The 24,568-nt window shown below is 62.9% G+C and carries 24 protein-coding genes; 15 read left to right on the top strand and 9 right to left on the bottom strand.

Going from position 1 to position 24,568, the window contains the following annotated elements; all coding sequences use genetic code 11:
- Positions 1–409: 409 nt before the first annotated feature.
- Positions 410–1,618, top strand: a complete 1,209-nt coding sequence (hemW, locus tag ABIB36_RS13745; protein ID WP_354561849.1) for a radical SAM family heme chaperone HemW — start codon at positions 410–412, stop codon at positions 1,616–1,618.
- Between the two features lie 53 nt (positions 1,619–1,671).
- Here the strand turns inward: hemW and ABIB36_RS13750 are convergent, their stop codons facing one another.
- A complete protein-coding gene (locus ABIB36_RS13750; protein ID WP_084344746.1) occupies positions 1,672–1,977 on the bottom strand; it encodes a type II toxin-antitoxin system VapB family antitoxin in 306 nt (101 codons plus the stop codon).
- 211 nt (positions 1,978–2,188) lie between these two features.
- Between ABIB36_RS13750 and hrcA the strand changes: the two genes are divergently transcribed.
- From hrcA to era, 8 genes are all read left to right on the top strand, one after another.
- Positions 2,189–3,232, top strand: a complete 1,044-nt coding sequence (gene hrcA, locus ABIB36_RS13755) for a heat-inducible transcriptional repressor HrcA (RefSeq protein WP_084344866.1) — start codon at positions 2,189–2,191, stop codon at positions 3,230–3,232.
- An 83-nt stretch (positions 3,233–3,315) separates the two neighbouring features.
- Entirely contained in the window at positions 3,316–4,470 is a 1,155-nt protein-coding gene (gene dnaJ, locus ABIB36_RS13760; RefSeq protein ID WP_084344748.1) for a molecular chaperone DnaJ, read from the top strand.
- A gap of 2 nt (positions 4,471–4,472) precedes the next feature.
- On the top strand, positions 4,473–5,246 hold the full coding sequence (locus ABIB36_RS13765) for a 16S rRNA (uracil(1498)-N(3))-methyltransferase (RefSeq protein WP_084344750.1): 774 nt from the start codon (positions 4,473–4,475) through the stop codon (positions 5,244–5,246).
- Positions 5,246–6,013 carry an alpha/beta hydrolase gene (locus ABIB36_RS13770; protein ID WP_354561854.1) on the top strand — a complete coding sequence of 256 codons (768 nt, stop codon included), beginning with the start codon at positions 5,246–5,248 and terminating at the stop codon, positions 6,011–6,013. The genes ABIB36_RS13765 and ABIB36_RS13770 overlap by 1 nt, the downstream gene beginning before the upstream one ends.
- Before the next feature lie 127 nt (positions 6,014–6,140).
- Positions 6,141–7,157: a PhoH family protein gene (locus ABIB36_RS13775; protein ID WP_179142129.1), complete on the top strand. Its 1,017-nt coding sequence runs from the start codon at positions 6,141–6,143 to the stop codon at positions 7,155–7,157.
- 39 nt (positions 7,158–7,196) lie between these two features.
- Complete coding sequence (ybeY, locus tag ABIB36_RS13780) at positions 7,197–7,739, top strand: rRNA maturation RNase YbeY (protein WP_084344756.1); 543 nt, start codon at positions 7,197–7,199, stop codon at positions 7,737–7,739.
- Positions 7,736–9,046: a hemolysin family protein gene (locus ABIB36_RS13785; RefSeq protein WP_354561855.1), complete on the top strand. Its 1,311-nt coding sequence runs from the start codon at positions 7,736–7,738 to the stop codon at positions 9,044–9,046. Before ybeY ends, ABIB36_RS13785 begins: the two co-directional genes overlap by 4 nt.
- 68 nt (positions 9,047–9,114) lie before the next feature.
- Positions 9,115–10,029 (top strand): GTPase Era, encoded by a 915-nt coding sequence (gene era, locus ABIB36_RS13790; protein ID WP_084344760.1) that lies wholly within the window; start codon positions 9,115–9,117, stop codon positions 10,027–10,029.
- 214 nt (positions 10,030–10,243) lie between these two features.
- Here era and ABIB36_RS13795 read toward each other — a convergent pair whose 3' ends face one another.
- Positions 10,244–10,624, bottom strand: coding sequence for an SHOCT domain-containing protein (locus tag ABIB36_RS13795; protein WP_084344868.1), 381 nt, complete (start codon positions 10,622–10,624; stop codon positions 10,244–10,246).
- Positions 10,625–10,790: 166 nt separating this feature from the next.
- Positions 10,791–11,099 (bottom strand): amphi-Trp domain-containing protein, encoded by a 309-nt coding sequence (locus tag ABIB36_RS13800; RefSeq protein WP_084344762.1) that lies wholly within the window; start codon positions 11,097–11,099, stop codon positions 10,791–10,793.
- 279 nt (positions 11,100–11,378) lie between these two features.
- Here ABIB36_RS13800 and ABIB36_RS13805 point away from each other — a divergent pair, with 279 nt between their 5' ends.
- Both ABIB36_RS13805 and ABIB36_RS13810 read left to right on the top strand, forming a co-directional pair.
- Positions 11,379–12,731, top strand: coding sequence for a hypothetical protein (locus ABIB36_RS13805; protein WP_354561859.1), 1,353 nt, complete (start codon positions 11,379–11,381; stop codon positions 12,729–12,731).
- Between the two features lie 85 nt (positions 12,732–12,816).
- Positions 12,817–14,031, top strand: a complete 1,215-nt coding sequence (locus ABIB36_RS13810) for a cation:proton antiporter domain-containing protein (RefSeq protein ID WP_354561860.1) — start codon at positions 12,817–12,819, stop codon at positions 14,029–14,031.
- A 5-nt stretch (positions 14,032–14,036) separates the two neighbouring features.
- Here the strand turns inward: ABIB36_RS13810 and ABIB36_RS13815 are convergent, their stop codons facing one another.
- The 3 genes from ABIB36_RS13815 to ABIB36_RS13825 all read right to left on the bottom strand — a co-directional run bounded on the left by ABIB36_RS13815 (position 14,037) and on the right by ABIB36_RS13825 (position 17,852).
- Complete coding sequence (locus ABIB36_RS13815; RefSeq protein WP_354561862.1) at positions 14,037–15,350, bottom strand: diacylglycerol/lipid kinase family protein; 1,314 nt, start codon at positions 15,348–15,350, stop codon at positions 14,037–14,039.
- Positions 15,351–15,459: 109 nt separating this feature from the next.
- Positions 15,460–16,350: a hypothetical protein gene (locus ABIB36_RS13820; RefSeq protein ID WP_354561950.1), complete on the bottom strand. Its 891-nt coding sequence runs from the start codon at positions 16,348–16,350 to the stop codon at positions 15,460–15,462.
- A 98-nt stretch (positions 16,351–16,448) separates the two neighbouring features.
- A complete protein-coding gene (locus tag ABIB36_RS13825; protein ID WP_084344772.1) occupies positions 16,449–17,852 on the bottom strand; it encodes an amidase in 1,404 nt (467 codons plus the stop codon).
- A gap of 68 nt (positions 17,853–17,920) precedes the next feature.
- On the opposite strand from ABIB36_RS13825, the gene recO reads away from it, so the two are divergent.
- Genes recO through ABIB36_RS13840 form a run of 3 tightly spaced genes read left to right on the top strand, consistent with a single transcriptional unit; the run spans position 17,921 to position 19,908 of the window.
- Entirely contained in the window at positions 17,921–18,745 is an 825-nt protein-coding gene (gene recO, locus ABIB36_RS13830) for a DNA repair protein RecO (protein WP_084344774.1), read from the top strand.
- Positions 18,702–19,520, top strand: a complete 819-nt coding sequence (locus ABIB36_RS13835; protein WP_084344776.1) for an isoprenyl transferase — start codon at positions 18,702–18,704, stop codon at positions 19,518–19,520. The genes recO and ABIB36_RS13835 overlap by 44 nt, the downstream gene beginning before the upstream one ends.
- Positions 19,513–19,908 carry a hypothetical protein gene (locus ABIB36_RS13840; RefSeq protein WP_084344778.1) on the top strand — a complete coding sequence of 132 codons (396 nt, stop codon included), beginning with the start codon at positions 19,513–19,515 and terminating at the stop codon, positions 19,906–19,908. Before ABIB36_RS13835 ends, ABIB36_RS13840 begins: the two co-directional genes overlap by 8 nt.
- 22 nt (positions 19,909–19,930) lie before the next feature.
- Here ABIB36_RS13840 and ABIB36_RS13845 read toward each other — a convergent pair whose 3' ends face one another.
- The gene (locus ABIB36_RS13845) at positions 19,931–20,371 is read right to left on the bottom strand and encodes a Fur family transcriptional regulator (RefSeq protein ID WP_084344780.1); all 441 of its coding nucleotides are present in this window, start codon (positions 20,369–20,371) and stop codon (positions 19,931–19,933) included.
- Between the two features lie 8 nt (positions 20,372–20,379).
- Positions 20,380–20,775: an ArsR/SmtB family transcription factor gene (locus ABIB36_RS13850; RefSeq protein ID WP_084344782.1), complete on the bottom strand. Its 396-nt coding sequence runs from the start codon at positions 20,773–20,775 to the stop codon at positions 20,380–20,382.
- A 218-nt stretch (positions 20,776–20,993) separates the two neighbouring features.
- Between ABIB36_RS13850 and ABIB36_RS13855 the strand changes: the two genes are divergently transcribed.
- The gene (locus ABIB36_RS13855; protein WP_186628254.1) at positions 20,994–22,379 is read left to right on the top strand and encodes a glycine--tRNA ligase; all 1,386 of its coding nucleotides are present in this window, start codon (positions 20,994–20,996) and stop codon (positions 22,377–22,379) included.
- 87 nt (positions 22,380–22,466) lie between these two features.
- Here the strand turns inward: ABIB36_RS13855 and ABIB36_RS13860 are convergent, their stop codons facing one another.
- Entirely contained in the window at positions 22,467–24,485 is a 2,019-nt protein-coding gene (locus ABIB36_RS13860; RefSeq protein ID WP_354561868.1) for a TPM domain-containing protein, read from the bottom strand.
- Positions 24,486–24,568 lie beyond the last annotated feature (83 nt).

The raw sequence follows: 24,568 nt of genomic DNA on the forward strand, positions 1-24,568 counted from the left end.
AAAGGCTCCTGCATCTTTTCTCTGCCGGACGGTGAAAGGGTGGGGGCTGAAACTCACCGCTTGCACACGCGTTCGGTTGGATCGGGGGGCTTTGTGAGAAGAAACGTGCTCAGTTCGAATTCCGAGCGGGGATGAGCGTGCGTGTCGTAGGAGACGCAGAACTCAGCTACACACTCTTACGGCATCGACACGAAGAACTGCAGACACGCTTGAGATCGACGTGGCGTCGTGCCACCAATCGGATCCCAGAGTCGTTCACGGACCCTATTGTGCCACGTCATACGGCAAGTGCCGACCGCGGCGACCTATTTACCCGAATTTCTCGGTAAATAGGCTGGCAGAGAGCCTGGACCTCGGGACGCTGTCCGTGTGGTGAGGCGACTCTTCAGGTTCTGGGACACTGGAGAGCGTGAACCTTTCCGCCTCGCCCGCAGTCTCACTCGAACTGCCAGATGCGGCGTTCGACGGCGTCGGTTCGCGGCCGTTCGGGATCTACGTGCACGTGCCCTTCTGTGCGACACGATGCGGCTACTGCGATTTCAACACCTACACCGCTGGGGAGCTCGGAACGTCCGCGTCGCCGGAATCGTGGCTGACCGGATTGCGCCGTGAACTCGATGCCGCCGCCGCGCTCATGAACGATCGCGCAGGATCGGTGCCAACCGCCGACACAGTGTTCGTCGGCGGGGGCACACCCTCGCTGCTGGGTGGGGACGGCCTCACCGATGTGCTGAACGCCGTTCGTGGCAGCTTCGGGCTGACGACGGGCGCCGAGGTGACGACGGAGTCCAATCCCGAGTCGACGTCGCCGACATTCTTCGAAAAACTGCGTGCAGCGGGCTTCACCCGGATCTCGCTCGGCATGCAGTCGGCCGCCCCTCACGTTCTCGCGGTGCTCGATCGAACGCATACACCCGGACGCGCTGTTGCGGCGGCGAAAGAGGCCCGGGCAGCGGGCTTCGACCATGTCAACCTCGACCTCATCTACGGGACCCCCGGTGAACGCGCGGAGGATCTCGACGCCTCCCTTGCTGCAGTTCTCGAGGCGGGCGTCGATCATGTGTCGGCCTATGCGTTGATCGTCGAGGACGGCACGGCCATGGCGCGCAAGGTTCGACGCGGCGAGCTACCGGCTCCCGACGACGACGTGCTGGCCAGCCGGTACGAGCGGATCGACTCGGTGTTGTCCGGTGCTGGACTGCACTGGTACGAAGTGTCCAACTGGGCGTCCGATGACGCTGCCGAATGCAAGCACAATGTCGGCTACTGGGATGGCGGAGACTGGTGGGGAGCCGGTCCTGGGGCACACAGTCACATCGGTGGAACCAGGTTCTGGAACATCAAGCACCCCGCTCGATACGCGGACCGGTTGGCAGCAGGTGAGTTCCCCGTCGCAGGCAGTGAACTGCTAACGAGTGCGGACATTCACCTGGAAGAGCTGATGTTGAAGATCCGTCTACGTACGGGACTGCCTGCCGATGTGCTTGCTGATTCCGAGCGCGCGGCGGCTGATCAGTTGGTGGTCGACGGCCTGATGGTTGTCGAGCACGATCGTTACGTCCTCACCGACCACGGCCGGCTGCTGGCCGACGCGGTCGTCCGCGCTATCGCTGCGTGATCGGGCGTTCGATCACCCACGAGACGAACACTGGAAATTCGAATTCTGGAAACTCACGCACTCAGTGCGTCGTAGTCGAACACGCGGGCATGTAGGACCGTCCTGTTGCGCAGGGCCGCTCGCACAGCTCTGTGCAGGCCATCTTCGAGGTAGACGACCCCGCGATAGTGGACGGCGTGCGGAAACAGATCGCCGTAGAAGGTCGAGTCCTCGGACAGAAGGCGGTCGAGTTCGAGAACCTTCGTGGTGGTGACTATGTCGTCGAGGCGGAGTTGGCGGGGAGGAATCTTGGACCAGTCCCGCAGCGACAGGCCGTGCTCGGGGTACGGCTTTCCGTCGCGAACACCTTTGAAGATCACGCTGTGACCCTCGATTCGGTGTAGTTCGTCACAGCTATGTCCGTTGTCGCAGTCGAGTAACCCACTTGTCCACACTAAGGCCTAGCGGTGGGTACTGCTCCATGGCCACTAGACTCGACAGGCGGGTCGGCCGGGGGAGGGCAGTCAGCAGGCTGTTCGCGCCCCGACCCGGTGTATGTCATGAACAGAGCAGATGTGGAGGTGGATACCGATGTCGGGCACTGATGACCGTCGGTTCGAAATTCTTCGGGCCATAGTTGCTGATTACGTCTCCACCCAGGAACCTGTCGGGTCGCGCGCCTTGGTGGAACGTCACAACCTCGGTGTGTCCAGCGCGACAGTGCGTAACGACATGGCGGCGCTGGAGGCAGAGGGCTACATCGCACAGCCTCACACCAGCTCCGGTCGGGTACCGACCGACAAGGGGTACCGACAGTTCGTCGACCGCATCGCCGACGTCAAACCACTCTCGCCTGCCGAGCGGCGTGCGATTCTCGAGTTCCTGGAAAACGGCGTCGACCTCGACGATGTTCTTCGTCGCGGGGTTCGACTGCTTGCACAGCTCACCCGCCAGGTGGCCGTCGTTCAGTATCCGACGTTGTCGGTGTCCTCGGTTCGCCACCTCGAAGTAGTTGCGCTCACACCCGCCCGGCTGCTTCTGGTGCTCATCACGGACTCCGGACGCGTCGATCAGCGCATCGTCGAACTGGGCGATGTCATCGACGACGAGAACTTGGCAAAACTGCGCAGATTGCTCGGTGGAGCGCTCGAAGGGAAACGTCTCGCCGCGGCTTCGGCGGCCGTTGCCGAACTCGCCGAGAATGCACCCGAACCCCTGCGCGATGCAATGATCAGATCTGCGACTGTGTTGGTCGAGTCCCTGGTAGAGCACTCGGAGGAACGTCTCGTGCTCGGCGGAACCGCCAACCTGACCCGAAATGCCGCCGATTTTGCAGGTGACGCCGGATTCCCCGGTTCGTTGCGTGCTGTTCTCGAAGCATTGGAAGAGCAGGTCATCGTGCTCAAGCTACTGGCTGTGACACAGGACACGCGGACTGTGACGGTGCGGATCGGTGAAGAGACGCAGGTCGAGGAGATGCGCGGAACTTCGGTGATTTCCACTGGGTACGGTTCGGCTGGCATGGTTCTGGGAGGTATGGGAGTGCTGGGCCCCACACGCATGGACTATCCGGGAACAATTGCATCGGTCGCCGCCGTTGCGAGGTATATCGGCGAGGTTCTCGCCGAGCGCTGATCACCGGACAACAGACATTGCTTGTCGCACCGCGATAGCGGAGGCAAGCGCAGACCGGATCGACAAAAACGAAAGAGACTTACGTGGCACGGGATTATTACGGGACGCTCGGTGTGAGCCAGAAGGCTTCGGACCAAGAGATCAAGCGCGCCTACCGCAAACTTGCGCGTGAACTCCACCCCGATGTGAATCCGGACGAGAGCGCGCAAGCCCGATTCAAGGACATCTCCACTGCCTACGAGGTCCTCTCCGATCCCGAGAAGCGACGCGTCGTCGACCTCGGAGGAGACCCACTTCAGCAAGGCGGCGGCGGCGGGGCAGGCTTCGGTGGTGGCGGCTTCGGCGGCGGACTCGGAGATGTATTCGAAGCGTTCTTCGGCGGACAGGGCGGTGGCAGTGGCCGCGGACCCCGTGGTCGCGTCCAGCCGGGTGCCGACTCGCTGCTGCGAACGAAACTTACGCTCGACGAGTGCGCGACAGGTGTCACCAAGCACATAACCGTCGACACGGCGATCCTGTGCGACTTGTGTACCGGTGCGGGTACCAACGGTGACTCCAAGCCCGTGACCTGCGAAACCTGTGGTGGCGCAGGCGAAGTGCAGTCCGTTCAGCGCTCCTTCCTCGGTCAGGTCATGACCTCACGGCCGTGCCCGACCTGCCGCGGAGCCGGGGAGACCATTCCCGACCCGTGCCGCAAATGTGGTGGCGACGGTCGCGTTCGATCGCGTCGAGACATTTCGGTCAAGGTCCCGCTCGGTGTCAGTAACGGCATGAGGATTCGACTCGCTTCTCAGGGTGAAGTCGGCCCGGGCGGCGGACCCGCAGGTGACCTCTACGTGGAAATCGTCGAGCAGCAGCACGACGTGTTCGTCCGCGACGGCGAAGATCTGCATTGCACGATTCGTGTCCCGATGGTCGACGCAGCGCTCGGCACCTCGGTGTCGGTCGACGCGATCATCGACGGACCGACGGACATCGTCGTCGATCAAGGCACTCAGCCCGGAGCTGTCGCGGTACTGCGTGGTCACGGCATGCCGAAGCTCCGGTCCGGAATTCGAGGTGACCTGCACGCGCACCTCGAGGTCGTGGTGCCGTCACGTCTGGACAACAAACAGACTCAGCTCCTCGAAGACCTGAAAGCCCTGCGAGACCGCGATGCAGCCGAGGTCGTCACCATCGGTTCCCAGCACAGCGGTGGGCTGTTCTCGAGGCTCCGGGAAGCGTTCAGCGGTCGCTGACGATGGCGGCCACCGTTTTCTACCTCGATCCCTTGCCCCAGGTCGGTAGCACCGCTGTCCTGGACGGGAAAGAAGGCCACCATGCCGCTACGGTGCGGCGGATCCGAGTAGGAGAGCGAATCTTGCTCTCCGACGGGCACGGCGGCGTCGCGGACACCGTCGTGATCTCCGCCGAGCGTGATCGCCTCGAAATGACCGTCAATGCTCGATCGGACATGCCGCGGCCGACACCATCGGTGGGGCTCGTCCAAGCGCTGCCCAAAGCAGACCGTTCGGAGTTGGCCGTAGAACTGGCGACCGAAGCGGGCGTCGACTCCATCGTGCCGTGGCAATCCTCGCGATGCGTCGCGCGTTGGGAAGGTGCGAAAACAGCCAAGGGCGTCGCTCGGTGGCGCAGTACGGTTGCCGCCGCGGCCAAGCAGTCCCGAAGGCCGTTCGTTCCGGACGTCGCCGAACTCCATGACACGGCGGCGGTACTCGAACTCGTTCGTGGGGTCGTCTCCCGCGGGGGAATCGTTGCAGTGCTTCATGAATCGGCAACCGACAGGTTCTCGGAGTTGCCGCTGCGTTCGGTGAGCGAGGTGCTGTTGGTGGTAGGTCCTGAAGGTGGTTTGGACGACAGCGAAGTAGGCAAATTGACTGCGGCCGGAGCCAGAACCGTCGTGTTGGGTCCGACGGTTCTGCGGACCTCGACCGCTGCGGCCGTTGCACTGGGTGCGATCGGTGTCTCGACGGACCGCTGGGCGCAGCAGCCTCTCGACTTTCGTGAGCCTTAGTGGAGCGAACCAAAATCAGCTATGGCGAGCACGAGGAGCAGTACGGCCACCTCTATCTCCCGGAGCGCTCCGCCGCTGAAACCGGCACTTGTGTACCTGTCGTCATGATCGTTCACGGCGGATCCTGGAGTGGCCAGTACAGCTCCAGCCTCGGCACCCGGTACGCCGTCGAATGTGCGCGAGCGGGTATCGCAGCCTGGAACATCGAGTATCGCCGCGTCGGTGCAGGCGGGCTGTGGCCCGAAGTGAGCAACGATGTCGGCGCGGCGCTCGACGCACTGATCGGCATAGCTGCCGAACTCGATTCGATCTCACTCGATCTCACAGACATCCGAGTGCTCGGTCATTCGTCCGGGGGACACCTGGCCGCCTGGCGGGCAGGTCGGCGCGGCGGCGCGCTGACACCGTCGCTGATCGTGACGCAGGCAGGTGTTCTGGACTTGGTGACGGGACCGACGTCGGGAATCGTCAATCCTGCCGTTCGCGCGTTGCTCGACGCCGACTACGAGGACGCGCCCGCGCTGTATCGGTCGGCGTCGCCGATACACCGCATTCCCACCGCGGTCCCGATGCATTGCATTCATGGATCGCTCGACACGCTGGTGCCGGTGTCGCAGAGCGAACTTTATGTGGCAGCGGCCCGCGCGGCCGGTGATAACGCCGAACTGACGATCGTTCCTGGTGAGGACCACATCGCGTTTCTCGAGACCGGGTCGCAGAGTTGGCAGCGCTCGGTGACTGCGGTGCTCGCCGGTACCGGCAGGTAGATGGGAATGCTGTTATTCGCATGCGCGTTAAACTCGAATCAGGCCCCGTCCATTTCATGCTCGTCGACATCGGAAAGCAGGCCATAGCCACCACGTGAGTGAACACAGCGAACTTCCCACCGAACGCATGGTTCGGTCCAGCATGGAGCTTGCGCCTGAGGCAGTTCTTCCGCTGCTCGGACCTTCCGATGAGAACCTGCGGACACTCGAGCAGCTTCTGAGCGCCGACATCCATGTCCGAGGAAACGTAGTCACTTTGAGTGGCAAGATCACCGACGTGGCCCTCGCCGAGCGTGTCATCTCCGAATTGGCCGCCGTCGCCAAGCGCGCGCAGCCGCTGACCGTCGATGCGGTACGCAGGGCAGTGGGCATGATGACCGATGGTGTCGCGGAGTCACCGGCCGAAGTGCTGAGCCTGGACATCCTTTCTCGTCGAGGCAAGACCATCCGACCGAAGACGCTCAATCAGAAGCGCTACGTCGACGCAATCGACACCAACACCATCGTTTTCGGTGTCGGCCCCGCCGGTACCGGCAAGACCTATTTGGCGATGGCCAAGGCGGTCCAGTCGCTGCAGGCCAAACAGGTCAGCCGCATCATTCTGACGCGGCCGGCGGTGGAGGCCGGTGAGCGTCTGGGCTTTCTGCCCGGCACGTTGCACGACAAGATCGACCCGTACCTGCGCCCGCTGCACGATGCACTGCACGACATGATGGATGTCGAGGCTATCCCGAAGCTCATGCAGGCAGGTGTCATCGAGGTCGCTCCGCTGGCGTACATGCGTGGTCGGACCCTCAACGACGCGTTCATCATCCTCGACGAGGCGCAGAACACCACCGCCGAGCAGATGAAGATGTTCCTCACCAGGCTGGGCTTCGGCTCGAAGATCGTGGTGACCGGCGACATCACTCAGGTCGACCTCCCCGGTGGCGCACGTTCGGGGCTACGGGCCGCGTCGGAGATACTCACCGACGTCGATGACATTCACTTTGCACAGTTGACCAGTAGCGACGTGGTTCGACATCGCCTGGTGTCGGAGATCGTCGACGCTTACGAGCGGTTCGAGTCCACGAACAACCAAGATCTCTCGCTGAGCAATCGAGCACAGCGACGCTCTGGAGGGCCGCGCTCTGCTCGCCGATAGAATCTGCTCGAAAGTCCCTTGTCGAAAGAGTGAGCAGCAATGAGTATCGAGGTGTCCAACGAATCGGGGATGGAAGTCTCCGAAACGGATCTCGTAAGTGTGGCCCGGTTCGCTATCGCCAGTATGGACGTGCATTCGGCGGCCGAGTTGTCGATGGTTCTCGTCGATTCGTCCACCATGGCGGACCTGCATATGCGGTGGATGAACCTACCGGGCCCTACGGATGTCATGTCGTTCCCGATGGACGAGCTCGAGCCCGGCGGTCGTCCGGATTCTCCCGAGCCGGGCCCGTCGATGCTCGGCGATATCGTGCTGTGCCCGTCCTTTGCTGCAGACCAGGCAGCAGCGGCCGGCCATCCTCTCGAACACGAGTTGGCACTGCTGACTGTCCACGGTGTTCTGCATCTGCTCGGCTACGACCACGCCGAACCGGATGAAGAAAAAGAGATGTTCGCTCTTCAGAATCGCATTCTGGCGGAGTGGTACGAGGATCTCCGTCGCGCAGAAGAAGCCGAAGTGCAGGCGGCCAGGGACAGTCGGCTGCTCGGCAAAACCGGCTTCGTCGGCGGCGACAACCTGTGAGCGATGCGCCTGCGCTGATAGTGGCAGCAGTCGTCCTCGTACCGATCGCAGGTTTGTTCGCAGCCGTGGATTCGGCACTGAACACCGTCTCACGGGCCCGCGTCGAGGACATGGTCAAAGATGGTCGCCCGGGCGCTATCGGTCTTCTCACCATCGTTGCGGACCGCCCTCGATACGTGAATCTGACGGTCCTTCTTCGCATCCTGTGCGAAATCGTTTCCACAGTTCTACTCGCGGGTGGGCTGATCGGTGTTCTCGACGAAACGATCGCACTTATCGTCACTGCCGTTGTGATGGTGTTGGTCAGTTACATTGTCATCGGTGTCGGCCCCAGAACGCTCGGGCGCCAACACGCGTACTCGATCGCACTGTTCGCGGCACTTCCGCTGAGAGGCCTCGGCTGGATTCTGGGTCCGGTGAGCCGCGTGCTGATCATGATCGGCAACGCGATCACGCCGGGGCGCGGATTCCACAACGGCCCGTTCGCATCCGAGATCGAACTGCGTGAACTGGTCGACATGGCCCGTGAACGCGGTGTGGTTGCAGACGACGAGCGACGAATGATCCAGTCCGTCTTCGAACTCGGTGACACCTCGGCTCGCGAGGTGATGGTTCCGCGGCCGGAAATGGTGTGGATCGAGTCCGACAAGTCAGCGGGACAGGCGACTTCGCTCGCCGTGCGCAGTGGTCACTCTCGGATTCCGGTGATCGGTGAGAACGTCGACGACATCATCGGCGTCGTGTACCTGAAAGATCTTGTGCAGCAGACGTACTACTCCACCGATGGCGGACGCGGCGTGAAGGTGACCGACGTCATGAGGCCGGCAGTATTCGTACCGGACTCCAAGCCGTTGGACAGTTTGCTCGCCGAAATGCAGCGTGATCGTAAGCACATGGCCGTGCTCATCGACGAATACGGCGGAACTGCAGGGTTGGTCACCATCGAGGATGTGTTGGAGGAAATCGTCGGAGAGATCGCCGATGAGTACGACGCCGGTGAAGTTGCGCCCATCGAAGACTTGGGTGACGGACGCTATCGGGTATCTGCACGTGTGCCACTCGATGACGTCGGCGAGTTGTTCGACATCGAGATCGAATCCGAGGACGTCGACACCGTCGGTGGTCTCCTGGGTTACGAGCTCGGACGTGTACCGCTCCCAGGTTCGCGTGTGCAGGCGCACGGCTTGGCATTCACCGGCGAAGGCGGCGCCGATCAGAAGGGTCGAGTGCGAGTCACGACCGTTCTGGTGGAGAGGTTCGAGAACGATCACGATGAGGAATCGTCGACAGAAGTGTCCGATGCCTGAGCTGTGCGGCAGAACGAATACAACCATCCCGGCCGCATCGCGCGGCGGGAAGAGCTGGGAGGTGCTCGATGTCTGATTCGAGCGAAGAAGATTTTCGGTCCGGATTCATTTGCTTCGTCGGTCGGCCGAACACCGGAAAGTCGACGCTGACCAACGCGCTCGTCGGTTCCAAGATCGCCATCACCTCATCGCGTCCGCAGACCACGCGCCACACGATTCGTGGCATCGTTCACCGCGAGAATGCTCAGTTGATTCTCGTCGACACCCCTGGATTGCACCGTCCGAGAACACTTCTCGGGCAGCGACTCAACGACTTGGTGCAGGATACGTATTCCGAGGTCGACGTCATCGGACTGTGCATCCCAGCGGACGAAAAGATCGGGCCGGGTGATCGCTGGATTCTCGAGCAGGTCCGCCACATCTCGCCGAAGACGACGCTGATCGGCATCGTGACCAAGATCGACAAGGTCAAGAAGGAACGCGTCGTACAGCAGCTCATGGCTCTGTCGAAGTTGCTGGGGGAAAGCAGCCACGTGATTCCGGTGTCCGCCGAATCGGGTGAGCAGGTGGAGAAGCTGGTCGGCCTCCTCGCCTCCGAATTGCCACCCGGCCCCGCCTTCTACCCGGACGGGGAACTGACGGACGAGCCCGAAGAAATCCTGATGGCGGAGTTGATCAGAGAGGCCGCGCTCGAAGGTATTCGCGACGAGCTTCCCCACTCGCTAGCGGTCGTCATCGATGAGATCACTCCCCGCGAGGGCCACGACAACATGCTCGACGTCCACGCGATTCTCTACATCGAACGCTCGAGCCAGAAGGCGATCATCATCGGCAAGGGTGGTGCTCGGTTGAAAGAGGTCGGCACCGCATCGCGCCTGCAGATCGAGAAGCTGCTCGGTACTCGCATCTACCTCGACCTGCACGTCAAGATAGCCAAGGACTGGCAGACAGATCCTAAGCAGATGGGCAAGCTCGGGTTTTGATCGCGATCTAGCCGAGCCCGTCGGCTAGATCGCGCCGTCGGCTAGATCGAATGGTGTTCGAGGAGCGTGTGCACGTGGTTGCGCCGACGAGATCGGCAACTATGGTGATGCCTGTGCCGGGGTCCGCGCATCCGCTGCACGACGTGATGTAGCTCCAGGACAAGAGAACTCATGTGCATTCCTTTCTTTCGTGAACCCCGGTCGCAGCAGTCGGTCAGCTCAGCGCCTTGGCCTTCAGCGTTTCGAATTCGGCTTGGCTGATGGTGCCGGCGTCGAGAAGTGCTTTGGCGTCGGCGATGTGCTCGGCAGAGGACTTGCCGGCGACTTCTCGGATGTACTGATCGGTGGCCTCCTTGGACGACTGCTGTGCCTCGATGTGTCGAGTCGTCATGCCGCGACCGCGCACGATCACGTAGACGAAGGCCGTGAGATACGGAATTACTACTAGCAGGATGATCCAGATGACCTTGACGAAACCGGACATGTTGCGATCACGGAACAGGTCGGCGACAACTTGGAACAGGATCATCAAATACGCGACGAACGCGAACACGATCAGCGTGTACCACATCAGTTCCCAGAATGAATCGATCATGTTTCGAACTCCTTCGAACTTGGACATCGGTCAGCGAGAATCCGGCCGATGGTCGCGACTCGGGGTGACGACAGCTGGTGCGAGCTCTCTCGACGATCCAACTCTAGGATTCGGCGGGTGCCGTGGCGTCATCCGAGGCGGGTGAGGTCTGCGTCCGTTTCTGGTCCTACTTCGGGGTCGACTTGCGTGCCCGAGCCCGACGCGGTGGCTCGCGCTTGTCTGCCGGTGCGCTGTCGACAGGGTCGGAAGGGGCGTCCCGCCAGCTGATCTCGATTTCGATCTCGGTTTCGTTTCCGTCCACTTCGATCTCGAGTTCCCACCGAACGCGATCGGCGACGACGATCGATATCGAGTCGCCACCCGAGCCCATCTCCACTTCCGAACCGCTGGCGAGAGCGTGGCCGAGCGCGATGATTCGTTCTGCCACCTCCTTGCGCGAGATCTCGGATACGCGTTTGAATTCCAGCTTTGCCATCGTGACTCCTGACTTCGATGTGCAGCGGATACTCGAAACTTCCCTAACACAGACGGTGGCCATCAGGGGCATCGGCCGAACCTTGATCCGTTGGTTTCGACCCTAGATCTTCACCGCGCTATGTGTGGGCGTGTTGATCGAAGACCTGTGATGGATGCAGGTATGCGAACAATGTCACCCGGTACGAATGATGCAGTTGCGCGCTGAGCCGCGAAAGGTCATCGAATGAGGGAGCAGTTGCTCGGCCCTGATTGTGCCCACCGGAGAAGAGGCCCGAACATGGATTCACCAGGCTCCGAACAGCCACTCAGCGCGACCGAGCGGGGGGAGCTCGACAGTCTGCGGCGAGAGCTGGCCGCACTGCGCGAGGAGCGCACACCGGCCGCGGTACCTCGAACCCGCGCCGGACACTCGACATCGCGCTGGATCGCCGCGATCCTGCTTCTGGTCCTGGTCGCAGTTCTGGGCTTCTCCGCCGTACTTGCCCGCTTCGCCAGCAGTGAGATCCTCGACGCCGACCGCTATGTCGAGACGGTGACGCCGCTGGGTTCGAATCCGGTGCTGCAGGGTGAGCTCGCAGATCAAATCACCAACGAGATCATGACCCGTCTCGATGTCCAGTCGATCACCGCCGAAGCCCTGACCTCGATCACCGAGAATGCTCCTCGCGTGCCACCCGCGGTTGTCGGTCTCGCCCCGGTCATCGCGGACCAGGCCGAGTCGTTCGTGCACAAGACAGTGGAGTCTCTGGTGGCCTCCGACGAATTCGAAACACTGTGGATTCAGGCCAATCGGGAGGCGCATCAAGCCCTGACGGCCGTGCTGACCGGCAACACCCGAGCGGCCGTCGTGGTCAGCGACGATGGCACGGTGAGCATTTCGCTGGCCCCGATCATCGACAAGGTGCGCGCCAAGCTGACCGAGCGTGGATTCGCATTCGCGGACAAAATACCCTCGATCGACAAGTCTTTCGTACTGTTTCAGGCGCCCGACCTGGTCAAGGCGCAGCGCGCAACCTCGTTGTTGGACAAAGCATCCGGTGTGCTTCCGTGGTTGACCTTGCTCGCAGCGGTTGGTGCGGTATGGGCTAGCCCGAAGGGCATGCGCCGACGGGCAGGTGCGCTCGTCGGAGTCAGCCTGGCTGTGGCCATGGCGCTGCTCGCCGTCGCGATCAGCATCGGTCGGTCGCTGTATCTCGATGCAATTCCCGCTGATGTGTTGTCCCCGCAAGCGGCGACGGTACTGATCGACACACTCCTGGTGCCTCTCAAGACGACCTTGCGCGCGGTATTCGTGCTCGCGGTGGTGATCGCAATCGTCGGCTATCTCACCGGTTCATCAGGATCGGCAGTGGCGGTTCGCTCCGCATACTGCAAAGGTGCCGACGCGATCAGGGGCCGTGCAGGCGGACGAGCGCCGAATCGGTTCGAGTCCGTGGTCGCGCAGTTGCGACTCCCACTTCGTGCGGGAATCGTCGCGATCGCGGTGATGACACTGGTGTTCTGGAGGTACCCCTCCGGTGCTGTCGTGGCAGTGACAGTGGTCGTCGCCGTCGCAGCTCTGCTGGTAGTGGAACTGATTGCGCGGCCTGCACTCGGTGAGGTTTCGCCGGCCGACACCCGGCCGACATGATGCGGAACCTGTTCGAGGACAACGTGTTCCGGACGATACTTCCGCACGCTACCGAATGTTCGAGACAGTTCGGAGGGGTACGGCCATGACGTGGGCGGTGCCCGCCATCGCCGGTCTCCTGATTGCGTTCGCCGCGATCTCGGGACGCATCGAGGGAACTCCGATCACTGCGCCGATCGTCTTCACTCTCGGAGGCCTGGCGCTGGGTGTCGCTGGGTCCGATTTGATCGAATTGGATTACGCCGGTGAAGCGGTCAAACTTCTCGCCGAACTGACGCTCGGGCTGGTGTTGTTCGTAGACGCCTCGCGCATCGACTTCGCCGCACTACGCCGCCAGCTTGCGCTGCCTGTGCGACTGCTCGCGATCGGGCTTCCAGGGACGATCGCGCTCGGAATCGTTGCAGCACTTGTAATTTTCGACGAGTTCTCGCTTCCGGAAGCGATTTTGCTCGCCGTCGTTCTTGCTCCCACCGATGCCGCGCTAGGGAAGGCGGTCGTGACCCTTCCGTCGCTACCGACAGTGGTTCGACAAGGCCTCAATGTGGAGAGCGGGTTGAACGACGGCATCTGCGTGCCGATCTTCTTGGTTGTCCTTGCGATTGCACACACGGAGTCCGGCACGGTCGGAGGTGGTGCCGCCGCCGTCCTGGTATTCGAGCAGATCGGCTACGGTATCGCGGCCGGCATCGTCGCAGGAGCCGCTGCCGGCACCGTGCTCGTTATCGCTGGACGCCGAAAGTCGATAGACCCATTGTGGGTTCAGATCGTCCCGGTAGCGGCTGCAGCGCTCGCCTATACCGCGGCAGTCGGGGTCGGTGGCTCCGGGTTCATCGCAGCCTTCGTCGGTGGGCTGGCGTTCGGTGTCATCCGCAGGCGCGCGGGCGGTGACGTGTCACACCTGATCGAGGAGTTCGGGGATCTCTCCAGCGCAGTGACATTCATCGTCTACGGTGCTGTCTTGCTCGGGCCTGCACTCGGCAATCTGTCGTGGGCCGTATTCGGGTATGCCGTGGTGAGCCTTACCGTTGTCCGAATGCTTCCCGCCGCACTGGCAATGATCGGTCTGCACGCCCGGGCACCGACCGTCGGGTTCGTCGGGTGGTTCGGGCCGCGCGGTCTCGCCACCATCGTGTTCGTCGTACTCATCGTAGAAGAACCTCATGAATTGCCCCACGAGAGTCTTCTACTGACCACCGCAGTGATCACGATCGGGCTTTCCGTTGTGGCCCATGGGCTTACCGCGGCCCCGCTCGCCGGACGATACTCGAGTTGGTATCGATCGTCCTCTCAGCGCACGTGACCGACTCAATGTGGCCGAGCGAGCTGGAAGAGCCGGACCCAGTCCATCGCCGGTGCAGATGGGCGAACTCCGGGACGAACCCGCGGGACGCGGACTCGGAGAGCGAGAGGGATGATGGTGCAACGCACCGGGGTACCGAGCATGAGGGCCTCACCGTCGACTCCGACCGGAATCATCGTCTCGTCCGCGTCGACGGTGATATCGCCCGAGAGATGTTGAGTCAGTCCGTGGCGACGTGTACGGCGGAGGAGCCCGACGGCCTGACGCGCACTGCTCACCGAGATCGTCACCACGCCGAGAAGGCCGTGGTCCAACCGCGCCCGATGTCCGAGGCCGACCAGATCGTGAGTTCGGTACGGTCCATTGCTCACCAGCACGGCTTGCGGTCCGTCGATCTCGAGATCGCCGAGGTGGGCGATCAATCGAGCACCGTCGTGGCCCGCGATCACATCCGGCAGCATCTGAAGGATCGTTCCGGTTTTCGCGTCGCGATAGGCGGGGCTCTGCACTACCTGCGCATAGGCACCGAAGGAGGCGTTGTTGACGAAAGTGCGCCCGTCGATGGTGCCGAGGTCGACACGTAGCTCGACGCCATCGGACAGCGCGTCCAGACATCGGCCCGGATCGGCGAGGTCCAACCCGAGATCCGACGCGAAGTGATTGCGGGTGCCGGCACTGATTACCAAGAACGGAAGGTCGTACTCGGCGGCGACACCGGCCACGAGAGCTTGAGTTCCGTCACCGCCGGCCACCCCGAGCAGGTCTGCGCCCCGCTCCACTGCTTTCCTGGCGACGGTTTCGACGTCGATCGTTTCCGGTCCCTCGAGCAATACCACCTCCGCGCCCAGCGCCTCGGCTCGCTTCTTCAGATCGAATCTTTCTACCTTTCCGCCACCCGATCGCGGGTTCATGATCAGGAACGGGCGCTCCGGAATCGACGCAGTGTGCTCGGGCGTCGGCGCGTCTGCGGCGCCGCCGGCGAGGGCGGCCCGGGCGCACAGTGCAGCAAGTGCGGCCAGTCCGAGAGCGAGTATCACCACCCACAACAGCTGCGCACGGACAAGGTAGACAACTACCACGATGGGCGCGAATAGCGCCACTGCCAGCGAGATCCATCGGATCACACCACGACTGGTGAGGAACCAGAAGAACGCCGCGACCCCGACGACGAGGGCACCGACCGTCACCGCGAACAACGTCAGCGTCCGGGCGCCCGCGAATACGAGGAGTACAGCCACCGCACCGATCGACGCGCCGAATGCGGCCCGAGCCGACCAGCGCTGCCCGGGGGACGAGTGTTGTTCGTGGTGAAGACTCATAACCACACCTCAGTGATCATCGTGCTTCTACATCGACAGTGTCCTCGACGCTACTGCCGCGCGCCCGTTGTGCGCGTCGCCCACTACGGACGAATTGGCCCGCACCATCTCACGAACCGCCCGTCGTAGACGGATCGGTGTGTTTGGGTTCCAGCGCGGGTTCCGGACCGCGAAGGACGCGGCCGATCATTCCTTCATCCAGGGCAAGAGCCTTGGTGACAGCAGCGGCGCCGACGATGATGACGGAGTACCCGAACAGCCAACTGATCGAAGTGAATACCAGACCCCACTGGCCGAACTGCGCTTCCGCCGTCTCGGTGATCCGGGGGAGGACGACGCGTCCTCCGGCGCGAAAAGTAGTGAGCCCCGCCGCAGTGAGGGCGCCGGTCGCCCACAGCACCCGGCCGGACACCCAGCCTGCCGTGAGCAGATGCGGGACGAGGATCCACACGAACATCCACACGGCGAACTCCACCAACAGTGCCAGGGGTCTGCCGACGACCCTGAGTTCGGCAACCGTGCGTGCGACGCCGAGGAGCGGCACCGACATGGCGACTGCAAACAGGACCGCCATCCACCGCCAAGCATGATTCAGGCCGCTCGGCGGCATGTTCCAGATTTTCCCGTAGATCCGGGTGAGGGTGCGAGCGAAGGAGGTGCCGCTGATGACGACCATCAACAGTCCCGCCACGCCGAACGCCGCAAACGAAGGATCTGTCGCCTGTAGTCCGCCACCCCCGTCAGGGCCGGTTGCCGGATCGAATCCGAATTGATCGTCGATTCCGTGCGCGACGATGTCCCCGCCGGTGAAGATCGTGCCCGCGATGATGACGGGGAGAACCGAGGTGAAGATCTTGGCAGCGAGCGTCATTGCTCGATCGAAGAGTTCGATTGCCACGATTTCTTCGATTACCCGCCGAAACGTCCTGCCGGGTGAGGTTCTCTCGAACCAGCCATCTGCTTCGGTTCGCGCGTGGCGAGCCTCTCGGGCCAGCGCCACGGACAGTTTTGTCGGCCTCACCCCGTCGACTCAACTCCGGTTGGGCCTGTGTGTCTTCGTCCGTGGCAGATGAAGTGGGAGTAAGTCGGTGGTGCCGCTCACCACCACTGTTCGGGTCGCTCGAGGTGCCAGTGCAGCACGCTCTCCAGTTGTGCGGCAACAGAGACCAGCAGTGGTTCCGAGGATTGGTGACCCATCAATTGCAGACCGATCGGCAGGCCGTTGGCGGTGAAGCCGGCCGGGATGTTCACACTCGGCCATCCGAGAACGTTCCACGGCCAGGTGTAGGGACAGTGTTCGGTGATGATGCGGTCGGTCTCGCTGTTGGTTTTGTCGTCGATCGCTTCGATCAGCGGCGGTGGAGTCGCCGTTGTCGGAGCCAACACGATGTCGTATTCGTCGAATATTCGGCCGATACGACGCCGGATCCGCGGTTCCGCGGCACGGGCTGCGCGCAGCGGGGCACCGGAAAGGGCACGCCCGTGTTTCGCGTTGGCACGGGTCCGCGGATCGGCCAGCGACGGATCCGGGAGCTGATCGAGCCAGGCTGCCACACCGGCCAGTGAACGGGGAAGGAAATTGAGCCCCAACGTGATTCCATATTTCGGATCGTCCACGACCACGTGATGGCCCAGTGACCGCAGCACCGCAGCCATCTCGTAGGCCGCAGCCGAGATCTCGGGGTCCAGTTTCGAGGGTGTCGGAATGAACGGCTTGCGCAGGCTCAGTGCGATCCTGAGCGGGCCTGGCTTGCGACCGACCGCGTCCGAGACCCGCACCGGTGCCGGCTTGTGCAGATCGCCGTTGTGACTACCCGAGACGATATCGAGCAGAAGTGCCGCATCAGCGACCGTCCGCGCCAGCGGGCCGATGACGGTGATGCCGTTGAAGGCCTCGGGCTGCGGCCACGTCGAGATGCGTCCGCGCTGTGGTTTGATTCCGACGAGATTGGTCCACGACGCCGGAATGCGCACCGAGCCCGCACCATCGGAACCCAGCGCAGCCGAAACCAATTCGGCGGCAACCGCTGCCGAGCTTCCGCCGGACGAACCGCCGGGAGTGTGCATGCGACTCCAGGGATTTCGAGTGTGCCCGAATGCGCTTCCACCGGTGAGCGGCCACTGTCCGAGCTCTGGGCTGTTCGTTTTACCGACGATGACGGCACCGGCGTCGCGAAGTCTGCGCACCACCTCCGAATCGGCGGTTGCCCGCGGGAACTCCCCGGCACATCCGAAAGCCGTCGGTTCACCAGTGACATCGACGTCGTCCTTGACCGCGATCGGTACGCCCAACAGGGGAGCAGTGTGCCCCGTTGCACGTAGTCGATCAGCCTCCCAGGCCTCCTTCAAGGCAGCGTCGGCTCGCACGATGCGGAACGCATTCAGAGTTGGCTGACTCTTCTCGATTCGGTCCAGCGACTCGGTGACGGCTTGAACCGAGGTGATGCGGCCTGCTGCGAGTGCTGCGGCCTGTTCGATGAGGGTCGCGCGGGAAAAATCCACGCTTGCACAGTATCGAACCGTCGCGAGGGAGGTGGGAACCGTCGGACCAGCGTGGGAGTATTGAACACGTGAGGCTCTATCGGGACACCGCAGTCGTGCTGCGCCAGCACAAGCTGGGCGAAGCCGATCGGATCGTCACGCTCTTGACCCGAGACAACGGAATCGTCCGGGCCGTCGCGAAGGGCGTCCGCCGAACGAAGTCCAAGTTCGGCGCGAGGCTGGAGCCGTTCGCCCACGTCGACGTTCTTCTCTATCCCGGACGCAACCTCGACATCGTCACGCAGGTCCACACCATCGACGCTTTCGGCGGCGATATCGTGACCGACTACGGCTGCTACACCACCGGATGCGCGATTCTCGAAACGGCGGAACGGCTCGCGGGCGAAGAACATGCACCTGCGAGGCGTCTGCATCAACTGACTGTCGGGGCGCTGCGCGCGCTCGGCGACCGCGCTCGTCCACCAGAACTGATCCTCGACGCCTTCCTGCTTCGCGCAATGGGGTACGCCGGGTGGGCGCCGTCGTTGACCGAGTGCGCCCGGTGCGCCGCTCCCGGCCCGCATCGGGCGTTCCATGTCGCGGCAGGCGGCTCCGTCTGCGTTCACTGCAGGCCGCCCGGATCAGCGACCCCGATGTCCGGTGTACTCGATCTGATGGTCGCCCTCGAGCGTGGTGAGTGGGTTTACACCGAGACGACGTCGACTGCGGTGCGTAGTCAGACGAGTGGGCTTGTCGCCGCGCATCTGCAATGGCATCTCGAGCGCCAGTTGCGGACGTTGCCCCTGATCGAACGATCGAAGCCGCATCAGGCCGAGGCTGAGTCGGTCCGAGTATCGACCGTCGGGCAGGATGAAGACCGTGATTCGACGACGCGAACCGCGTACACGGCCTGACGAGGAGATCGCTGTACGCCCACCGGACCCGCACCCGTCGGGCGCCCGGCCGCCGATCCTGCAACCCGAGCTGATCCCACAACATGTCGCGTTGGTCATGGACGGCAACGGTCGGTGGGCGCAGGATCGAGGCCTGCCGCGTACCGCCGGACACGAGCGCGGTGAGGCCGTGCTCATGGATACGGTCAGTGGCTGCATCGACATCGGCGTGAAGTGGCTCTCGGCGTATGCATTCTCCACGGAGAACTGGAAGCGAAGTCCCGACGAGGTGAAATTCCTGATGGGATTCAACCGCGATGTCATTCGCCGTCGGCGCGACGAAATGAACGAGATGGGCGTTCGCGTTCGGTGGGCCGGCCGTCGACCTCGCCTGTGGCGCAGTGTGATCAAGGAGCTCGAGGTCGCCGAGGAGTTGACGAAGCGCAACACCGTCATGACGCTGACGATGTGTGTCAACTATGGCGGACGGGCCGAAATCGCCGACGCAACAAAGGAAATAGCGCGGCTGGTGGCGCAGGGAAAACTCGATCCGGAGAAGATCACCGAAGCGACTGTCGCGAAGTATCTCGACGAGCCCGACATGCCCGACGTCGACCTTTTTCTGCGTCCGTCCGGTGAGCAACGCACATCCAACTTCCTGCTGTGGCAATCGGCCTACGCGGAGTTCGTATTTCAAAAGAAGCTGTTCCCGGACTTCGACCGCCGGGATCTGTGGGCGGCATGCGTCGAATTCGCTTCCAGAGACCGCAGATTCGGTGGAGTCAAGTATGAGTGAACAGTTGACCCTGCAATCCCGCGCCCAGATTGCGCTGGCCCAGTTCGCGACCGTCACAGTGGCGGAGGAGGGGTCGCTGGGGTTCGATTATGCCGGGGCCTTGTGCTCGTTGCGTTCGCTCGTGCTGTCGCCGGGTCTCGAAGTGCTTTCTCTGACAGCGGTTCTGGCGTGGGATCGCCCGGTGAAGGCCTCGCTGCACAAGAAGGTCGCAGACCGCAATGCCGAGTCGCAGTTCGGCTCGATCTCGGTCAATGTCAACGGAAAGATGGCCGACGTACTGCTGCGGTACACGTTCCCGGCCAGTGGACTCGACGACGAACCGCTGATGACGATGCTGGTTCTCGTGCTCGCAGGCGTCGAGAAGGCACGTGTAGGACTCTTGCCCTGACGCCTGCTCGCGGAGGGCCGAGCTAGGAGCCTGCTCGGCACTCGCTGCAGATACCGAAAATTTCGACCGTGTGGCTGACGTCGCTGAAGCCGTTGTCCTCGGCGACGTCCTGCGACCATTTCTCCACGTCTGCGCCCTCGACCTCGACGGTGTAGCCACAGAGGCGGCACACCAGATGGTGGTGATGCCCGGACGAGCATCGCCGGTACACCGATTCGCCGGTGTCGATGCGAAGAACGTCCACGGTGCCTGCGTCGGCGAGGGTCTGCAATGTGCGGTAGACGGTGGTGAGGCCGATGCCTTCTCCACGCTTGCGGAGTTCGTCGTGCAGATCCTGCGCGGATCGGAACTCCTCGATGCTGTCCAGAAGGTCGGAGATCGCGCTCCGTTGTTTGGTGGCCCGCACCCCGGCTACGACGGGCTTTCGGGGGCGGGCAGTATCGGTCGACGAACTGTCGGTCATGGGTGTTTTCAGCCTTCCTCGGCATGTGCGACGGCGTCGACGACGATGTGAGACAGATGGTCGTCGACGAGACGATAGAGAACTTCGCGGCCGTTGCGCTCACCGCGGACGACCCCGGCAGCCTTGAGAACGCGCAGGTGTTGGCTGATCAACGGCTGTGTGACGCCGAGGGCGCCGACCAGCTCGTGTACGCAGCGCTCCGATTCGCGTAGTTGAAGCACGATCGCTATACGTACCGGTGCCGCGAGAGCGCGCAGGATGTCGCCTGCGGCTGCGAGTGTTTCCTTGGGTGGGATGGGTGCCGGGGGAGCAGATGCGAACGGGTCGCGGGAATGGTCGTCGAGAGCCTGAGATGGGGGATCTTCGGCAGCACCACCGCTCCGGTGGGAGGGGTTCGTCTCCATCGTTGCCAAGAGGATCTCCCTACTTTTCGAACGTCGTTCTTCGGTGTCAGGCTCACGCACTTGGTGTTAATGCAAACCACTTCCATTTTGATATGCAGGAGTATGCATGTCAAACCAAATGGGGACCGTTCGGAGATACGCCGCCCGACCGATAGGCTGGCGCGAGGCCAAGCGCCTGCAACTACCCCCTCGAACACCGAAGATGGAGAGCTCCGCCAGTGGCACCCAAGTCCAAAGTCGACACCGTCGCCAACCTCGCCAAGCGTCGAGGTCTCGTATACCCCTGCGGCGAGATCTACGGCGGCACCAAGTCTGCCTGGGACTACGGCCCGCTGGGCGTCGAGCTCAAAGAGAACATCAAGAAGCAGTGGTGGCGGAACATGGTCACCAGCCGCGAAGACACCGTCGGCCTCGACTCATCGGTCATTCTGCCGCGTCAGGTCTGGGAAGCGTCGGGTCACGTCGAAACCTTCAGTGATCCGCTCGTCGAATCTCTGATCACCCACAAGCGTTACCGCGCCGATCATCTTCTCGAAGCGTACGAGGAGAAGCACGGGCATCCGCCGGAGAACGGCCTCGCCGATATCCGCGATCCCGAGACCGGAGACCCGGGCCAGTGGACCGAACCGCGCGCGTTCTCAGGCCTGCTCAAGACGTTCCTCGGACCGGTCGACAACGAGGAAGGGCTGCACTATCTGCGGCCCGAGACCGCTCAAGGCATCTTCGTGAACTTCGCCAACGTGCTGACGACGTCGCGCAAGAAGCCGCCGTTCGGCATCGGCCAGATCGGTAAGAGCTTCCGCAACGAAATCACCCCCGGAAACTTCATCTTCCGCACTCGCGAGTTCGAGCAGATGGAGATGGAATTCTTCGTCAAGCCCGGCGAGGACGAAGAGTGGCACGAGTACTGGATCGACTACCGCATGAAGTGGTACACCGACCTCGGTATCGACCCGGAGAACCTGCGCCTGTACGAGCATGCCAAGGAGAAGCTCTCGCACTACTCCAAGCGCACCGTCGACATCGAGTACCGCTTCGGCTTCCAGGGAAGCGCCTGGGGTGAGCTCGAGGGCGTTGCCAACCGCACCGACTACGACCTCTCGGTGCACTCGAAGGCATCCGGTCAGGACCTGAGCTACTACGAGCAGGCCACCGATACCCGCTACACGCCGTACGTCATCGAGCCTGCGGCCGGTCTGACTCGTTCGCTGATGGCATTCCTCGTCGACGCGTACTCCGAGGACGAGGCACCCAACGCCAAGGGCGGCGTCGACAAGCGCGTCGTACTCAAGCTCGACCGCCGCCTCGCGCCGGTCAAGGTTGCCGTCCTGCCGCTCTCGCGTAACGCCGATCTGACGCCGAAGGCGAAGGACCTGGCACAGCAATTGCGTCAGTACTGGAACGTGGAATTCGACGACGCCGGAGCCATCGGCCGTCGATACCGTCGTCAGGACGAGATCGGTACGCCGTTCTGCATCACCGTCGACTTCGACACCCTCGACGACCATGCCGTCACCATCCGCGAGCGCGACACGATGGCGCAGGAGCGGGTCGCTCTCGATCAGGTCGAGGGCTACCTCGCGCAGCGGTTGCTCGGAGCCTAGAACCCCGAAGTCGAGGTGACCGAACGTCGTGTTCGGTCACCTCGACACAGGTTCGAATTTCCTCACCGACCGGAGGCGCACACCCGCTCAGAACCGGCCACCGCCGCCACCGAAACCGCCGCCGCCGCCCCCGCCGAAGCCACCTCCACCGAAGCCACCTCCACCGAAGCCGCCGCCACCGCCGCGTAGGACGCTGTTGATGAGGATTCCGCCGAGGACCGCGCCGGCCATGTTCCCCCCGCCACCGCCGCCACGTGGGCGATTGCGATCCTCCCAGTCTCGGACGTCGGCCTGCGCGCTTCGAGATGCCTGCGTGGCCAACTGTGCTGCGGCCTGAGCATGCTGGAGCGCCTTCGCCGGGTCCGAGGACTCCAGCTGGCGAGCAGCCTCGAAATGCCGTTCCGCCTCGGCGAGGCGGGTTCGCGCTTCGGCTCCGACGCCGCCGCGCCTGGTCGATATGTAATCCTTCGCGGCGGTGATCTGCGACTGAGCCCCGCCGATGTCACGCGCGAGCCGGGCGCGCAGAAGCTCCTCCTGCTCCTTCACCTCGGTTGCGTCTTCGATCGTTGCGTCCAGTTGTTGATCGGCAGCAACGAGTTGGTTGTAGCTTCCGAGCGGATCCGACGCCTGCGACGCCTCGGCGTTGCGCAGTGCCTGTTCGGCCGCTGCGCGCGCCTTGTCCAAATCGGGCCCACCGTGCCGACTGAGCGTTGCGGCGTCGGCGATGTCTTTGCGCACCTCTTCGATGGCGGCCGGAAGTGTCGCTATCGCATTACGGATATCGCTCTGCGCGTGGTCGACTGCGTCGAGCAATGCCCGTGCGTGTTCGGCGGCTTTTTCTGCGGTTCGGACGGCAGAGACCAGTTCGCCTTGTTTGCCTGCGGGTCGTGCAGCTGCCTCTCGGCCGACGGCGATGTTCGCTTCGGCGAGTTCGATTGCCTCGCGAGCCATATCGACGTTGGCTTCGATAGATGCGAGCGCTGCCGGCGCAAATTCGGTGCGGAGTTGTTCGAGAATCTGCTGTGATTCGGGGATTCGGACAGTCAAGCCGACGACGGTCTGCGTGAGCGAATCCAACTTCGAACCGGCGTTGATGAGCAGGTCTCGCATCGATTCGAATTCCGCTACGCGAGAGTCGAGTTCGTGATCGGCTCGGCCGCACGAGGAGATGATGTGAATGAGCATGGAGCGTCGTTGATCCGGCGTTTCCGGAATGGCGTCGTCGAGACGCTGACGCATTTCGAACGCGGAAGCGAGTGCTTTCTTTGCTTCCGCGTATGCACTGATGAAGGGTGCTGCAGTTCGATCTCCGAACTCCGATCGCGCGATGGTCAACTCTTCCTCGCTTGCGCGCACGGCGTTGTCCGTCTCCACGAGCATCGAATGGGCGCGAGCATCGAGTACATCGAGCGGAAGCGCGCTGAGTGCCGCAGTATCGGTCGGATCGATGGTGTGCGCTGCTTCGATGCTCGCCTTGTGTAGCTTCTTGTTTCGCCGAGAGGAGTAGGCGACAGCTCCGCCACCGGCGACGAGTACCGCGCCCGCACCGATCAGCCACGGTGTACCGGACCCGTCCGAGCCGGAGGAGGTGTAGGCCTCGTCGAGGCTTCCTGCGGTGGAGATGGCCGCACCGGACCAATCTCGCTGTGCCAACGCCGGCTCGATCTGATCGACGCGGATCGACTCTTGCTCCGCCGCGGTGATCTCCGTCAAGGACTTGTCGACGCCGAGGTAGTACGCCCGGCCGTCCGTCGCCACTGCAAGAAGTACGTCGCGCTGCCCGAAATCGCTCGCGGTGTACGTCTGTTCTGCCCAGCTCTCGGAGGACAAGTTGTCGAAATCGGAGACGAAAGTAACCCAGAGCCGGATACGGCTGTTGTTGTAGAGATCGTCGATCGCGGCCTGAATATCTCCGGTGCTCTGCTCGTCGAGCACCTGCACTTCGTCGGTGATCTGCGTGTCGAGGCGCGACGGAGGCTCGGCCGAGGCGGTCCCCGCGGCGCCGAGCAAAGCGGTGAATCCCAGGACGGTGGTGAGTGCGCTGTATGCGAGAACTCTCCGGACCGCAACGAAAGCGGGCCGGTGCTCTGCCTGATCGACTGCCATAGGTACCGAACTTACCGGGAGGCCAATCCATGACACATGTCATGCCGAGAACATGACGCACGGAAGAGGCTCGACGCCCTCGA

This window comes from Rhodococcus sp. UYP9 (assembly GCF_040547235.1).
Classification (GTDB): Bacteria; Actinomycetota; Actinomycetes; order Mycobacteriales; family Mycobacteriaceae; genus Rhodococcoides.

Bases quoted from the DNA above. Each gene is read 5' to 3' on its own strand.
- hrcA (WP_084344866.1), top strand. From the start codon at position 2,189: ATGTCGGGCACTGATGACCGTCGGTTCGAAATTCTTCGGGCCATAGTT.
- ABIB36_RS13765 (WP_084344750.1), top strand. From the start codon at position 4,473: ATGGCGGCCACCGTTTTCTACCTCGATCCCTTGCCCCAGGTCGGTAGC.
- ABIB36_RS13775 (WP_179142129.1), top strand. From the start codon at position 6,141: ATGGTTCGGTCCAGCATGGAGCTTGCGCCTGAGGCAGTTCTTCCGCTG.
- ybeY (WP_084344756.1), top strand. From the start codon at position 7,197: ATGAGTATCGAGGTGTCCAACGAATCGGGGATGGAAGTCTCCGAAACG.
- era (WP_084344760.1), top strand. From the start codon at position 9,115: ATGTCTGATTCGAGCGAAGAAGATTTTCGGTCCGGATTCATTTGCTTC.
- ABIB36_RS13795 (WP_084344868.1), bottom strand. From the start codon at position 10,624: ATGATCGATTCATTCTGGGAACTGATGTGGTACACGCTGATCGTGTTC.
- ABIB36_RS13800 (WP_084344762.1), bottom strand. From the start codon at position 11,099: ATGGCAAAGCTGGAATTCAAACGCGTATCCGAGATCTCGCGCAAGGAG.
- ABIB36_RS13805 (WP_354561859.1), top strand. From the start codon at position 11,379: ATGGATTCACCAGGCTCCGAACAGCCACTCAGCGCGACCGAGCGGGGG.
- ABIB36_RS13810 (WP_354561860.1), top strand. From the start codon at position 12,817: ATGACGTGGGCGGTGCCCGCCATCGCCGGTCTCCTGATTGCGTTCGCC.
- ABIB36_RS13815 (WP_354561862.1), bottom strand. From the start codon at position 15,350: ATGAGTCTTCACCACGAACAACACTCGTCCCCCGGGCAGCGCTGGTCG.
- ABIB36_RS13835 (WP_084344776.1), top strand. From the start codon at position 18,702: ATGAAGACCGTGATTCGACGACGCGAACCGCGTACACGGCCTGACGAG.
- ABIB36_RS13840 (WP_084344778.1), top strand. From the start codon at position 19,513: ATGAGTGAACAGTTGACCCTGCAATCCCGCGCCCAGATTGCGCTGGCC.
- ABIB36_RS13845 (WP_084344780.1), bottom strand. From the start codon at position 20,371: ATGACCGACAGTTCGTCGACCGATACTGCCCGCCCCCGAAAGCCCGTC.
- ABIB36_RS13850 (WP_084344782.1), bottom strand. From the start codon at position 20,775: ATGGAGACGAACCCCTCCCACCGGAGCGGTGGTGCTGCCGAAGATCCC.
- ABIB36_RS13860 (WP_354561868.1), bottom strand. From the start codon at position 24,485: ATGGCAGTCGATCAGGCAGAGCACCGGCCCGCTTTCGTTGCGGTCCGG.